A 13,629-nucleotide genomic window follows, 5' to 3' on the forward strand; every position below is an offset into this window, starting at 1 on the left:
CCGCCGCCGGAAGCCCGCACGGTGTCAGTCCGCGGCTTGCGAGTGCCGCCGCGAGTGTGCGGTTTTGTGCTCAAAAGCGGGGCTTAGTCCTTGATTTCGCTCAAAAACTATTTTGAAACTCCATTGTCATAAGATGGCAAAGGTAAGCTAAACTTCAGGCACTCTTCAAGCGAGGCTCATAACAGCTTTATGGATTACATCCTCTCCTTCATTGCCGGCGGTCTGACTCAAGCCTCTTGGTGGCAGATCGTCGTTTTCACCCTGGTCGTGACGCACATCACCATTGTCGCGGTCACGGTCTTCCTCCATCGCAGCCAAGCGCACCGCGGTCTGGATTTGCATCCGGCTGTCATGCACTTCTTCCGTTTCTGGCTCTGGATGACGACCGGCATGGTCACCAAGGAATGGGTCGCCATCCACCGCAAGCACCACGCCAAGTGCGAAAAGGAAGGCGATCCCCATTCGCCCATCCTGTTCGGTATCTGGAAGGTGCTGTTCCGCGGCGCCGAGCTGTACCGCGAAGAATCCAACAACAAGGAAACCATGGCCAAGTTCGGCCACGGCACGCCTGACGATTGGCTCGAACGCAACGTCTACAGCAAGCACAGCCTGTGGGGCGTGCTCAGCATGCTCGCCATCGACATCGCCCTGTTCGGCGCCATCGGCGTCACGGTCTGGGCTGTCCAGATGGCCTGGATTCCCTTCTGGGCGGCTGGCGTCGTCAACGGTATCGGCCACTACTGGGGCTACCGCAACTACAACAGCCCGGACACCAGCACCAACGTGTTCCCCTGGGGCATCGTGATTGGCGGCGAAGAGCTGCACAACAATCACCACGCCCACGGCACGTCGGCCAAGTTCTCGGCCAAGTGGTACGAATTCGACATCGGCTGGTGCTACATCAACATCCTGAAGTTCCTGGGCCTGGCCAAGATCAAGAAGGTCGCGCCCAAGCTCAAGCTGGATGACTCCAAGACCGGCATCGACCTGCGCACCCTGCAAGGCGTGATCACGCACCGCTACGAAGTCATGGCCCGCTACGCGGACGTGATCAAGAGCGCTGCCCGCGAAGAACTCGCCAAGCTGAAGGCCTCGCGCCAGGACGGCAACGCCGATTGCGGCTGGAACAAGCTGCACAAGGTGCGCCGTGCGATCCACCGCAACGAAGACATCCTTCAGCCGGAACAGCTCGAAGCCGTGGACAAGGCCATTGCCCAGAACCAGTCGCTGTCGACCCTGGTGCAAATGCGCCGCGAACTCGGCCGCATCTGGGAAAGCTCCAGCGCCAGCAGCGAACAGCTCCTTCATGACCTGCAGGCCTGGTGCCAGCGCGCCCAGCAAAGCGGCATCGCCGGGCTCGAGCAATTCGCTCAACGTCTGCGCCGCTACGCGGCATGATGCTAGAGAAGCTCAACCCTGAACAACGCGCCGCAGTAACGTTAGAACCGCAGCACGCCCTGGTCCTGGCCGGGGCGGGCAGCGGGAAGACCCGGGTGCTCACCACCCGCATGGCCTGGCTGATTCAAACCGGCCAGGCTTCGCCTTTTGGGCTTCTGGCGGTCACGTTCACCAACAAGGCCGCCCGCGAAATGCTGGCGCGCATGTCGTCCATCCTGCCGATCGATACGCGCGGCCTCTGGATCGGCACCTTCCACGGCCTGTGCAACCGCATGCTGCGCGCGCATCATCGCGATGCCGGCCTGCCGCAGACCTTCCAGATTCTTGACGTTACCGATCAGCTGGCGGCCATCAAGCGCCTGATGAAGGCCAACGGCGTCGACGACGAGAAGTATCCGCCGCGCGACGTGCAGCGTTTCATCAACGGCGCCAAGGAAGAGGGCCTGCGCCCCAACGACGTCGAGGCCTACGATGCCCACCGTCGCCGCCTGATCGAGATCTATCAGCTTTACGAAGCCCAGTGCCAACGCGAAGGCGTGGTCGACTTCGCCGAGCTGCTCTTGCGCGCCTACGAATTGCTGTCGCGCAATGCGCCCGTGCGCGAGCACTACCAGCGGCGTTTCCGCCATATCCTGGTGGACGAGTTCCAGGACACCAACACGCTGCAGTACAAGTGGCTGCGGCTGCTGGCCGGCGGCGGCGCGGCGATCTTCGCCGTGGGCGACGACGACCAGTCCATCTACGCGTTTCGCGGGGCCAATGTCGGCAATATGGCCGATTTCGAGCGTGACTATGCGCATGGCACCGTCATCCGTCTCGAGCAGAACTACCGTTCGTACGGCCACATCCTGGATTCGGCCAACGCGCTCATCGGCCACAACAGCGGCCGCCTGGGCAAGAACCTCTGGACCGACCAGGGCGAAGGCGAGCCGGTGCGTGTCATCGAGCAGCCTTCCGACGGCATGGAGGCCCAATGGATCGTGGACGAAATCCGTTCGCTGATCCACGACGGCAGCCTGCGCCGCGAGATCGCCGTGCTGTACCGCAGCAACGCGCAATCGCGCGTGATCGAACACGCCATCTTTTCCGCCGGCATTCCGTACAAGGTGTACGGCGGCCTGCGCTTTTTCGAACGCCAGGAAATCAAGCACGCGCTGGCGTACCTGCGCCTGATGGCCAATCCGCACGACGATACGTCCTGGATGCGGGTGGTCAATTTCCCCACGCGCGGCATCGGCGCGCGCACGCTCGAGCAACTGGCCGACGCGGCCCGTGCGCACGATTCCAGCCTGTACGCGGCGGTGGCCATGGTGGCGGGCAAGGGCGGGTCGAACCTGGCCCAGTTTGCGCAGCTGATTCATCGCCTGATCGAAGAAACGCGCGATCTGCCGTTGCCCGAAATGGTCGAGCACATGCTCGAAGCCAGTGGCTTGAATGCCCATTACAAGGCCGAGCGCGAAGGCGCCGAGCGGCTGGAAAACTTGAACGAACTGATCACCGCCGCGGCGGTGTTCGCGTCCGAGGAAAACTACGACGGCCTGCCGGCCGGGGTGCCGCCTGCGCAAGACACCTCGTCCACCTTGATGCCGGGTGTGGTCGACGCGCCGCCGGTCGTGGCCGACACGATGACGCCGTTGGCGGCATTCCTGTCGCACGCGGCCCTGGAAGCCGGCGACAACCAGGCCCAGCAGGGCCAGGATGCCGTGCAGCTCATGACCGTGCACGCGGCCAAGGGCCTGGAATTCGACGCCGTTTTCATCACCGGCCTCGAAGAAGGGCTGTTCCCGCACGAGAACAGCATTCTCGAACAGTCCGGCCTGGAAGAAGAACGCCGCCTGATGTACGTGGCGATCACCCGTGCGCGCCAGCGTCTGTATATCAGCCTGGCGCAAAGCCGCATGCTGCATGGCCAGACGCGCTACGCCATGCGCTCGCGCTTCCTGGACGAAATCCCCGAACAGCACCTGAAATGGCTGTCGCCCAAGGCTGGTCTGGCCCCGGTCAGCAGCACGGGCGCGGGTTGGAACGGCAATCGCGGCGACGCCTTTGGCCGCAAGCCCACCAACACGATTGCGCCGCGTCAACCGCGCGGCACGGCCACGGGTGTCACGGTCGGCGACAAGCAGTATCGTGTGGGGCAGGGTGTCCATCATGCCCGGTTCGGCGATGGCACGATCATCGGCCTGAGCGGGGCGGGGCAGGACGCGCAGGCCGAAATCCAGTTCCGCGATGTCGGCGCCAAGACCCTGGCGCTGGGCATCGCCAAGCTTGATATTGTTCAAGGTTGACAAAGACATGGCCAAAGACGATTCCCCGAAAGCCGAACTGTCGGCGCTGCGCGCCGAGGTCGACGAAATCGATCAGCAGATCATCCTGCTGCTGGGTGTGCGGTTCCGCTGCACGGACATGATCGGCGAGCTCAAGCAAGCCCACGACATGGACCTGGTGGACCCGGTGCGCGAAGACCAGCAGGTCCAGCGCATCCGCCGTCTGGCCGAAGAGGCCGGCGTGCCCCCAGCGCTGGCCGAAACCATCCTGCGCGAAGTGATCGATACCGTCGTCGACCACCACACGCGTCTGCGCGAGCGCCCTTACTCTTGATGCGGGGCGGTTGACACGGTTCGCGAGATGACCGTCCCCAAGGGCGGTCGCTGCATCGTGTTGCCGCTTTGTCCCTGCCTCACACGCCGGGTGGCGGTATCGCAATCCGCGTGCTTGCTCAAAAAAGCTGCGTCCATGTCGGACGCAGCTTTTTTTACAGCGCCTTCAAGAACGCCAGCAACGCATCGATCTCGTCCGGGCTCAGGTCCAGCGGCTTGATGTGTGCCGACTTGCGCGGTGCATACGGATCGGGCGGATTGTCCGGCGCCGGATCGCGGCCCATCCCGGCGTTGTACATGCGCAGCAGCCCCTTCAGGTCCGGAAACAGGCCGTTGTGCATCCAGGGTCCGGCGCGCGAGACGTTGCGCAGGCTGGGCGTGCGGAACTTGCCCAGGTCGTCGAGCTCGCGCGTGGCTTCGAAGCGGCCCAGGTCCTGGTTGCGGCGGCCGTAGAACGACAGGCCGATGTTGTGGAACTGGTGGTCGGTCAGCAGCGGGCCGCTATGGCAATTCATGCAGCGGGCCCGTGTGCGAAACAGATGCAGGCCGCGCAGTTCGGTGTCGTCCAGCGCGTCGGGCTTGCCGGCCAGGAATTCGTCGAACCGCGTGGGCTCGGGCCGTAGCGACGCAACGAACGCCGCCAGCGCGCGCGCCATGCGGTCCGCATCCACGGGTGACGGCGGCGTGGGGGTGGCGCCAGGCGCCTCAGCAGATGCCGCTTCAGGCGCCGCGCCGAATGCCGCCAGGAACAGCGGCGGATAGGCGTCCGTCTGCCGCAGCCGCGCCACCGCGCCGGCCGCGTCGTGGTTCATTTCACGCGGATCGTGCAGCGGCCCCATGACCTGTTCCTTCAGGCTGGCCGCGCGCCCATCCCAGAACAGGCGCGGGGCGAACGGCGCGGCCAGGAGCGGGATGGAACGACGCCGGCCCATCAGTCTGTCTTCGCCCACCGCCAGCGCCAGGCCGTCCGTGTAGGCGCGCTGCGGCAGGTGGCAGGACGCACAGGACACCTGCCCCTTGCGCGACAGGCGGGTGTCGAAGAACAGCATCTGGCCCAGCATCACGACCGGCGCACGCGCCACGTCGGCCGCCAGTTCCGCCTGGCCTGGGTTCGCGGCTGTCCAGGTCAACGGCGGATCGGCGGCTGCCGGTACCGCCGCCCATTCCGTCCAGCGCACGCCCGGGTCGATGGTGGGCGCCGGCCACGTAGCGGCGGGTCCGGCGTAGCGGAACCGCAGGCAGGCGGCGTCTTCGCCTGTTGCGTTGCGGCAGGCGGGGGAGACGGCCCAGGGGGCAGCCCCTGGCCCTTCGGCGCCCTGCACGGCGCTGGCCACGGCCAGCGCCGCGCCCGCCATCAGAAGCGATAGCCGACTTGCAGCCATAGCTCGCGTCCCGATTGGTAGGTGCTGCGGTTGGTCTTCAGGTTGGGGTTGCTGGCCGTCACGGCGGGCATGCGGTTCAGCACGTTCAGCACTTCGACCGTGAATTCCAGGTTGCGGGCGAACGTGGGTTGCCAGGCCAGCTTGGTGTCCCAGGTCCAGTACGAAGGCAGTTCGCCAGATTCGTAGCGGTCCAGGTAATAGGGTTTGGGGCCCACGCCGACATAGATCGTGGCATCACGCTTGCTGCGCCAATTGACCATGTTGCTCCAGGTGAGCCCGGCGCGGGGCCACGCGCCGATCAGCGTCATCGTGGCGACCTGGGGCTGGTAGAAGCTGCTGGGGGGCAGGTCGATGGCGCGGATCTGCGAGCCGTTGTAGATCACGTAATCGTCCGGTGCGCGGGCATCCGCGGTGTAGCCTTGGACCAGGTCCGCGTTGGTCTTGCGTTTTTGCCAGCTCCAGGACGCCTGCATGTTCCAGCGCGTCTCGCCCAGACGCCAGGGTTCCAGCATGCGTAGCGTCAGGCTCACGCCGTCGGTGGTGGACAGGCCGTCGTTGGTGTATCGATAGCCCTCGCGTTCGTTGCCGGTCTTGGTCCATTGATCGCGGCCGTTTCGGTGCACGTAGCTCAAGGTGCCTTCCAGCCCCGCCAAGCGTTGGCGCAGCGACACGGCCCATTCGTCATCGTAGGGCAGGCGCAGGCCTTGGTATTCGACGAAGTATTCCTTGCTGCCGTCGGCGACCGGCTTGCCCTTGGCGTCCAGCACCTGTTTGCGCAGGCGGCTGCGCTCGGCTTCCAGCGCGGTCTCCAGCACTTCTGCACCGTAGTAGCGTGACCAGCCGGCGCTGAGCAGCGTGTCGCCCGAGCCGAACAGGTCCCAGTCCAGGCGGGTGCGCGGCGAGAGGTTGGTGTTGCCCAGGAAGGTCTCGCGGTCATAGCGCACGCCGGCGTCCAGCGCCAGGCGCTGCCATTCGATGCGGTCGGACAGGTACAGGCCGGCCATGTCGTAGTTCACGTTCACGGTGCCCGGCAGGTAGCGGACCTTGCTGAAATCCTGGTACTTGCCATTGGCGCTGTAGGCGCGGCGGTAGGAATACGATTCCTGGTAGCGCTTGAAGCCCGCCTCGACGTGCTGGATGTCCGCGCCCGCGTACAGGCTGTGCGTGAACACCCCTGTACGCACCGGATCCAGGTCGATGCGGCCCTTGAGCGTCCAGGTGTCCTGCTGCGTCTGTTCGCGTCCGAAACCGCCGGCGGTATATTGCGGCAGCTTGTACGGCTGGTACGTGACCAGTTCACTGCCCACCGATTGGCGATTGCTCATCGAACGGTCCCAGCCCGCCTGCAGCGTGAAGCGACCTCCCTGGAACAGGTGGTCGACGTTGCCGCTGACGCCGCGCGCACCGTGGTTGTTGTCCCAGCGGGTGTTGCGAAACAAGTCGCTGGCCAGGGTTTCGCGGCGGTCGCTGTATTTCAGCGTCAGGTCGGCGACGGTGTCGGCGCTGGCCCGCACGCTGAACTTGCCCAGGAAATTGTCGATGCGATCCCGGTATCGGTCTTGTCCGGGCAGGGGCTGGCCCTTGTCGTCCACGCCCATGTTCCAGCGGGTGATGTCCGATTCGCGGCGCGACATCGCCAGCACGGCGCCGGTTTTCTCGTTGAACGCGATGTCGCCCACCGCCGAATAGAAGCGCTTCTTCCATTCTGGCGAGTAGCCGGGCTTGCCTTGCGCCCAGCTGTTCTCGTCGCCTTCCGACACCTGTTGCCGCGTCATCTTCGACGTGTTCCAGCGGTAGTCCAGGTTCAGGTGGTTCTCGCCGGAAAAACGCCGCAGTCGTGCATCGACCACACCGCCAGTGAAACGCCCGTACTCCACCGGCACGAAGCTGTCGTGCACGCGGACTTCGTCCAGCAGGCTGGTGTCCACGAAGTACGACTGCGGATTGCTGGGGATGTTGCCGACCTGCAGGTTCAGGTTCTTGCTGGCAGGGTCGACGCGATTGGTCGCGTCCATGCCGTCGATCTGGAACAGGTTCTGATAAGGGCTGGAACCATGGAAGGAAATGTCTTCCACGTTCAGCGAGCCGCGGTTCTGCGAGCCGGCCACGCCGGGATTGGTGCGCACTGCGGGGTGGGTGGCCAGCAAGGTGCTCAGGTCGCGGTTCGACGACGGCGTGTCGGCGATTTCTTCGCGGCCGTAGATGCGTTCGCCGACCTGTTCGCCATAGACCCGCACGGCCTCCAGCCGCAGCGCCGAGAACTGGCTGGTCTTGTCCGCGAAGACGATGTAGCGGCCCGGGCCGTCGGCGCGCAGCGCCAGGCCGGACCCTGCCAGCAGCTTGTCCAGCGCCAGCAGCGCCGAATACTCGCCTTGCAGGGCGGGCGCGATCTTGCCGGCCACGGCGGCGGGCGGGAACGAGATCTCCAGCCCGGCCTGGCGACCCAGCGCCAGCAACGCGTCGCCCAGCGGCTGGGCGGGAAGGTCGTATGTGGTCGCACGAGTCGGCGGTTGGGCGACGACGGGTGTCGCCAGGGCCAGCGCGGCGCAGAGAATGGCGGCCGAAGCGCCTGCTCGGCGCCGGGCGGTGCCGTCAAAGGGAAAAGCCATGAATACGTCCCAAGCGGTGTTGATGTCAGCCGTAGGACGTGGTGACGCTGCCGTTACCTCAGTGCAGGATCGATGAATAATTTATATCGATTCTCATTTACCGATTGGTGCCCGCGCTTCAACGCAGGATCAGCAGCCCGGGCAGGTCCGTGATGCGCACCGGGGTGTGGGCCAACAGCAAGTCCAGCGCCCGCTTGGGATTGGCGATGTTGGCCGTGCCGGACACGCGGGTGTGCCGCGCGGCGTCCCCCATGACCACGATGTGCTTGCCGGTGTAGCGCGCCAATTGCGTGGCGGCGTCCGGCAGCAGCGCGTTGTTGAACGCCAGCAGGCCCTGGCTCCAACCCGGCGCGGTCTCCTTGGGGGCCTCGCCGCGGGTGATGCCCGCGGCCGATACGGCGGCGTCCTGGCCGGGGCCCAGGATCAGCGACGGGCCGCCGTCGCAGGCCAGGCACTGCACCGCGACGCGATGCTGGTACACGGTGACCCGCGTGCCGTCCGCCTCGCGCGCCACCGTGTAGCGGGTGCCCAGGGCGGTCGCCGAGGCGTCGGGCGTGGCCACGGTGAACGCCGGACCCTCGGCAATGCGCGGGGCGGCATTGAACAGCGCCCGGCCAGCCAGCAAGCGCACTTCGCGCTTGCCAGGACTGAAGTCCACCGCAATGGCGGAATGCGCGTCCAGCACCGCGGCGGAGCCGTCGGGCAAGGCGACACGCAGCACCTCGGCGCCGCTGGCGTAGTCGGCCCCCGGATGAAAATCCCGCAGCGTGTGCCAGGCGATGCCGGTGCCTGCCAGCAGCGCCAGTGCCAGGGCCGTGCGCCGCTTGCGGGCCGGCCGTGCGGCGGCCAGCTTGCCGCGGTCGATCTCACCCATGCGGCGCCACACCCGCGCCAGCCGGTCGTACGCCGCGGCATGGCTGGGGTCGGCGTGGTACCACGCCTCGAACTCGGCCTGTGCCTGGGCGTCCAGCGCCTGTCCGCTGGCTCGCACGATCCAGCGCGAGGCCTCGTCATTGGCGGCCCGCGGCCCGCGAACGGACGGCGTCATGCTCACGCCAACGCCTGGTCGCAGGCCAGCAGGATCCGCATCATGTGCTTTTCCACGGCGCTGACCGAGATCGCGAAACGTTCGGCGATGGCGCGATAGGTCAGGCCATCATGGCGATGCAGCACGAATACGTCCAGGCTGCGGCGGGGCTGGGCGAGCAGGGCGGTTTCCAGCCGGCGCAGCAGTTGATTCGCTGCGGCCACATCCAGCGTGTCGGCTTCGAAGGCAGGGGGCTGTGCGGCGGCGTAGTCGGCGACGGCGGTCAGTTCGCGGCCGCGGCGGCGGTGCCAGTCGGTGGCAATGTTGGCAGCGACCCGGAAGACATAGGCACGGTCATTGTCCGGGCGGGTCCTGTCCTTGAACTCGGCCAGCTTGATCCAGGTGTCCTGGGCGCAGTCCTGGGCCACATCGCGGGATCCGGTGCGTAGCGAAAGAAAACCCAGCACCTCGCGGTAGTGGCGGAGAAATACATCGGTAAGCGAAGACATGTCGCTGACGCCCGGCGCCAGATAGAGTCAAATTCGCAACCAATTATAAATGATAACTATTATTATTAATAGATGGCCCCCGCGGTGGCGGGAAGGGGCGAGCGGCGAGCCACCCGCCGCCCTCAGGCTTCGCTCTGGTCGATGTCTTCCAGCGAACCCTGCAGTTCAAGCCACTGTTCTTCCAGCGTTTCCATGCGCTTGCCGTATTCGCCGTGCTCGGCCATGACCTTCTGGCGTTCGCTGCGGCGCGCGTCGGAATACAGGTCGGGGTCGGCAATGACGCCGTCCAGCGCCTGCAGCTTGGCGCGCAGTTTTTCCATTTCGGATTCCACCTTGGCCAGCTTGGCTTCCAGCGGCTTGCGCAGGGCCGACAGGCGTTGGCGCTGTTCGGCTTCGGCGCGGCGTTGCGCCTTGCGGTCGACCACGGGTTCGCCGTTTTCGGCGTTTTCGCGGGCCGCTTCGGCGCGTTCGCCGGCATTGCGGGCTGCGAGCCAGTCCCGATAGTCTTCCAGGTCGCCGTCGAACTCGCGCACGGCGCCGTCGGCGACGATCCAGAAGCTGTCTACCGTCGTGCGCAGCAGGTGCCGGTCGTGCGAGACCAGCAGCATGCTGCCGCCGAATTCGGCCAGCGCGGCGGCCAGGGCCTCGCGCGTTTCGACGTCCAAGTGGTTGCTGGGTTCGTCCAGCAGCAGCAGGTTGGGCTTTTGCCAGACGATCAAGGACAGCGCCAGGCGCGCTTTTTCGCCGCCTGACATCGGGCCGACCTTGCTGTTCACCGTATCGCCCGAGAAGCCGAAGCCGCCCAGGTAATTGCGCAGTTCCTGCTCGCGCGTTTCCGGCGCCAGGCGCGCCAGGTGCGCCAGCGGCGTGCTGTCCAGGTCCAGCATGTCGAGCTGGTGCTGGTGGAAGTAGCCGATGGCCAGGCCGCGCGAGGCGCGGCGTTCTCCGGCCTGCACCGGCAGTTCTTCGGCCAGCGTCTTGATCAGCGTGCTCTTGCCGGCGCCGTTGGCGCCCAGCACGCCCACGCGGCTGCCCGCGCGCACCATCAGCGTGACGTCGCGCAGGATCGGCACGGCGTTGCCCGCCGCATCGGTATAGCCGGCGGACAGGTGTTCCAGCGTCAAGAGCGGGTCGGGCACCTGGTCGGGCGAGGGGATGCGGATGTCGATGCCCGCTTCGGCCTGCAGCGGCGCCAGCACCTGCATGCGGGCCAGCGCCTTGACGCGGCTTTGCGCCTGCTTGGCCTTGGACGCCTTGGCCTTGAAGCGGTCGATGAAGCCTTGCAGGCGGGCGGTTTCGCGGGTCTGGCGTTCGTACGCGATATTGGTCTGGCGCAGGCGCTCGGCGCGTTGCGTCAGGAAATCACCGTAGCCGCCGCGATAGCGCACCAGCTTGGCATGGTCGAAATGCAGGATGGACTTGGCCACCGCGTCCAGGAACTCGGTGTCGTGGGAGATCAGCATGACGGTGCCCGGATAGGCACCCAGCCATTTCTCCAGCCACAGCATCGCGTCCAGATCCAAGTGGTTGGTGGGTTCGTCCAGCAGCAGCAATTCGGACGGCGCCATCAGCGCGCGCGCCAGCGCCAGGCGCATGCGCCAGCCGCCGGAAAAGCTCGCCACCGGCTGGGTCCATTCGGCCGGCTTGAAGCCCAGGCCGGCCAGGAGCTGTTCGGCGCGAGAGGCGGCGCTCCAGGCGCCGGCCTCGACCAGGGCTGCCTCGACCTCGGCGATCTGCGTGCCCTGGTCGTCGGTCAGTTCGGCGCGGCGCGCTTGCAGCGCGCGCAGCCCCGTGTCCCCGTCGATGACGAATTCGCGGGCGGGACGGTCGTCGGCGTGCAGCTCCTGTTCGACGCTGGCAATGCGCCAGCCGGCGGGCACGGCCAGGCTGCCGGCATCCAGGTCCAGCGCGCCGGTCAAGAGCGCGAACAGCGACGACTTGCCGGCGCCGTTCTTGCCCACGATGCCGACGCGTTCGCCGGGATGCACCACGAATTCAGCGTCGTCCAGCAGCACCTTCGTGCCGCGGCGCAAGGTCAATCCAGTAGCACGTATCACGTCGTCAACTGCTCGCGGGTCAAGAGCAGAAGCTGGTCGGATGCCTCTGCCGTATCCAGCCACACCGGCGACAGTTCGGGGAAGGCGGCTTCGAAGAAGTCGCGCTCATGGCCGATTTCCAGCACCAGCACGCCGTCCGCCGACATAAAGCGCGGGGCGGCTTCCAGAATGCGCCGCACCAGGTCCATGCCGTCGGTGCCGCCGGCCAGCGCCAGGTGGGGCTCGTGGCGGTATTCCTGCGGCAGCACGTCCATCGAGCCGCTGTTCACGTAGGGCGGATTGCACACGATCACGTCGTACTGGCGCTCGGGCAGGCTGTCGAACAGATTGCTTTGATGCAGTTCCAGGCGGTCGGCCAGGCCGTAGTCGTCCACATTGCGGCGGGCGACTTCGAGGGCATCCGACGACACGTCGACGGCATCGACGTGGGCATACGGAAAGGCCATGGCCGACAGAATTGCCAGGCAGCCCGATCCCGTGCACATGTCCAGCACGTTGTCGACGGCCTGCGCATCCTGGACCCAGGGCGACAGGCCTTCGTCCAGCAGCTCCGCGATGGGCGAGCGCGGCACGATGACGCGCTTGTCCACGTAGAAGCGATGCCCGCGCAGCCAGGCCTCGTTGGTGAGGTAGGCAGCCGGCACGCGCTCGGTCACGCGGCGGTCGATCAGGTCCAGCACGCGGCTGCGCTCTTCGGTCAGCACGCGGGCGTCCAGGAAGGGCTCCAGCGTGTCCAGCGGCAGGTGCAGGGCGTGCAGGACCAGGTAGACCGCCTCGTCCCAGGCGTTGTCGCTACCGTGACCCAGCGCCACCTCGGCGGCGTTCAGGCGCGATACGCCGTAGCGGATCAGGTCGCGCAGGGTCAGCAGTTCTTGGCGGGCGGATTGATACATGAGTGGCTTTTTACTTGGCGGGCAGGAGGTTTTCCAGCGTGCGCCGATAGATGTTTTTAAGCGGGTCCAGCGAGGCCAGCTCGATACGCTCGTTGACCTTGTGGATCGTGGCGTTGCACGGGCCGAACTCGATCACCTGCGGACAGATCTTGGCGATGAAGCGGCCGTCGGACGTGCCGCCCGTGGTGGACAGCTCGGCCGTCACCCCGGTTTCTTCGCGGATGGCCTTGACCAGCGCATCGGTCAGCGAACCGCGCGGGGTCAGGAAGGGCTCGCCGCCCAGTTCCCAGTCCAGCGTGTATTCCAGGCCGTGGCGGTCCAGCACTTCATGCACCCGCGCCCGCAGGCTTTCGGGCGTGCTGGCGGTGGAGAAGCGGAAGTTGAAGAGCGCCACGGCATCGCCCGGCACCACGTTGGTGGCGCCCGTGCCCGAGTTCAGGTTCGACACCTGGAACGTGGTCGGCGGGAAATACTCGTTGCCCTGGTCCCATTCGATCTTGACGATGTCGGCCAGCGCCGGCGCCAACTGGTGCACCGGGTTGCGGGCCAGGTGCGGGTAGGCCACGTGGCCCTGGATGCCCTTGACCGTCAGCTTGCCCGACAGCGAGCCGCGGCGGCCGTTCTTGCAGGTATCACCCAGCACGTCGCCCGAGGTGGGTTCGCCGACGATGCAGTAGTCCATCTGCTCGCCACGCGCTTTCAGTGCATCGCAGACGATGGCGGTGCCATCGATCGACGGGCCTTCTTCGTCGGACGTGATCAGCAGGGCGATCGAGCCGCCGTGCTGCGGGTTGGCCGCCACGAATTCCTCGGCCGCCACCACGAAGGCAGCAATCGAGCTTTTCATGTCGGCCGCGCCGCGGCCGTACAGGTAGCCGTCGCGCTCGGTGGGCACGAACGGATCGCTTTCCCACTTTTCGCGCGGACCCGGCGGCACCACGTCAGTGTGGCCGGCAAAGACGGCCAGCGGCGCGGCCGTGCCGCGGCGCGCCCACAGATTGGTGACACCGCCCTGGGCGATGGTTTCGCAGGTGAAGCCGATGCGCGCCAGGCGCGCAGCCAGCGTCGCCTGGCAGTCTGCGTCCGCCGGCGTGACCGACGGGCGCGAGATCAGGTCCTTGACCAGATCAAGAACAACGGAGCCCGACATTTGG

General features: G+C 66.3%; 10 protein-coding genes. 3 read left to right on the forward strand and 7 right to left on the reverse strand.

All coding sequences use genetic code 11. The features are described 5' to 3' along the window. Positions 1–189: 189 nt before the first annotated feature. From AC6LJ2_RS10600 to AC6LJ2_RS10610, 3 genes are read left to right on the forward strand one after another with little or no spacing between them, the layout of a single operon-like run. Positions 190–1,398: a DesA family fatty acid desaturase gene (locus AC6LJ2_RS10600; protein WP_263910920.1), complete on the forward strand. Its 1,209-nt coding sequence runs from the start codon at positions 190–192 to the stop codon at positions 1,396–1,398. After that, on the forward strand, positions 1,395–3,686 hold the full coding sequence (locus AC6LJ2_RS10605; RefSeq protein WP_263910919.1) for a UvrD-helicase domain-containing protein: 2,292 nt from the start codon (positions 1,395–1,397) through the stop codon (positions 3,684–3,686). Before AC6LJ2_RS10600 ends, AC6LJ2_RS10605 begins: the two co-directional genes overlap by 4 nt. 7 nt (positions 3,687–3,693) lie before the next feature. After that, positions 3,694–3,999: a chorismate mutase gene (locus AC6LJ2_RS10610; protein WP_025135882.1), complete on the forward strand. Its 306-nt coding sequence runs from the start codon at positions 3,694–3,696 to the stop codon at positions 3,997–3,999. Positions 4,000–4,153: 154 nt separating this feature from the next. Here AC6LJ2_RS10610 and AC6LJ2_RS10615 read toward each other — a convergent pair whose 3' ends face one another. The 7 genes from AC6LJ2_RS10615 to dapE all read right to left on the reverse strand — a co-directional run bounded on the left by AC6LJ2_RS10615 (position 4,154) and on the right by dapE (position 13,625). After that, the gene (locus AC6LJ2_RS10615; protein ID WP_498151341.1) at positions 4,154–5,380 is read right to left on the reverse strand and encodes a cytochrome-c peroxidase; all 1,227 of its coding nucleotides are present in this window, start codon (positions 5,378–5,380) and stop codon (positions 4,154–4,156) included. Continuing rightward, a complete protein-coding gene (locus tag AC6LJ2_RS10620; protein ID WP_498151342.1) occupies positions 5,353–7,989 on the reverse strand; it encodes a TonB-dependent receptor plug domain-containing protein in 2,637 nt (878 codons plus the stop codon). The genes AC6LJ2_RS10615 and AC6LJ2_RS10620 overlap by 28 nt, the downstream gene beginning before the upstream one ends. A gap of 118 nt (positions 7,990–8,107) precedes the next feature. Continuing rightward, positions 8,108–9,037 (reverse strand): FecR family protein, encoded by a 930-nt coding sequence (locus AC6LJ2_RS10625; protein ID WP_498151343.1) that lies wholly within the window; start codon positions 9,035–9,037, stop codon positions 8,108–8,110. Positions 9,038–9,039: 2 nt separating this feature from the next. After that, positions 9,040–9,525: an RNA polymerase sigma factor gene (locus AC6LJ2_RS10630; protein ID WP_263910915.1), complete on the reverse strand. Its 486-nt coding sequence runs from the start codon at positions 9,523–9,525 to the stop codon at positions 9,040–9,042. 122 nt (positions 9,526–9,647) lie between these two features. Next, positions 9,648–11,582 (reverse strand): ATP-binding cassette domain-containing protein, encoded by a 1,935-nt coding sequence (locus tag AC6LJ2_RS10635; RefSeq protein ID WP_263910913.1) that lies wholly within the window; start codon positions 11,580–11,582, stop codon positions 9,648–9,650. Then, positions 11,579–12,475, reverse strand: coding sequence for a 50S ribosomal protein L3 N(5)-glutamine methyltransferase (prmB, locus tag AC6LJ2_RS10640; RefSeq protein ID WP_263910912.1), 897 nt, complete (start codon positions 12,473–12,475; stop codon positions 11,579–11,581). The genes AC6LJ2_RS10635 and prmB overlap by 4 nt, the downstream gene beginning before the upstream one ends. Positions 12,476–12,485: 10 nt before the next feature. Further along, the gene (gene dapE / locus AC6LJ2_RS10645) at positions 12,486–13,625 is read right to left on the reverse strand and encodes a succinyl-diaminopimelate desuccinylase (RefSeq protein WP_263910911.1); all 1,140 of its coding nucleotides are present in this window, start codon (positions 13,623–13,625) and stop codon (positions 12,486–12,488) included. Positions 13,626–13,629: the final 4 nt, after the last annotated feature.

The sequence above is a fragment of the Achromobacter sp. 1014246743 genome (assembly GCF_059760725.1).

Coding starts and splice junctions, on each gene's coding strand:
- AC6LJ2_RS10605 (WP_263910919.1), top strand. CDS start 1,395: ATGATGCTAGAGAAGCTCAACCCTGAACAACGCGCCGCAGTAACGTTA.
- AC6LJ2_RS10620 (WP_498151342.1), bottom strand. CDS start 7,989: ATGGCTTTTCCCTTTGACGGCACCGCCCGGCGCCGAGCAGGCGCTTCG.
- AC6LJ2_RS10615 (WP_498151341.1), bottom strand. CDS start 5,380: ATGGCTGCAAGTCGGCTATCGCTTCTGATGGCGGGCGCGGCGCTGGCC.
- dapE (WP_263910911.1), bottom strand. CDS start 13,625: ATGTCGGGCTCCGTTGTTCTTGATCTGGTCAAGGACCTGATCTCGCGC.
- AC6LJ2_RS10630 (WP_263910915.1), bottom strand. CDS start 9,525: ATGTCTTCGCTTACCGATGTATTTCTCCGCCACTACCGCGAGGTGCTG.
- AC6LJ2_RS10600 (WP_263910920.1), top strand. CDS start 190: ATGGATTACATCCTCTCCTTCATTGCCGGCGGTCTGACTCAAGCCTCT.
- prmB (WP_263910912.1), bottom strand. CDS start 12,475: ATGTATCAATCCGCCCGCCAAGAACTGCTGACCCTGCGCGACCTGATC.
- AC6LJ2_RS10625 (WP_498151343.1), bottom strand. CDS start 9,037: ATGACGCCGTCCGTTCGCGGGCCGCGGGCCGCCAATGACGAGGCCTCG.
- AC6LJ2_RS10610 (WP_025135882.1), top strand. CDS start 3,694: ATGGCCAAAGACGATTCCCCGAAAGCCGAACTGTCGGCGCTGCGCGCC.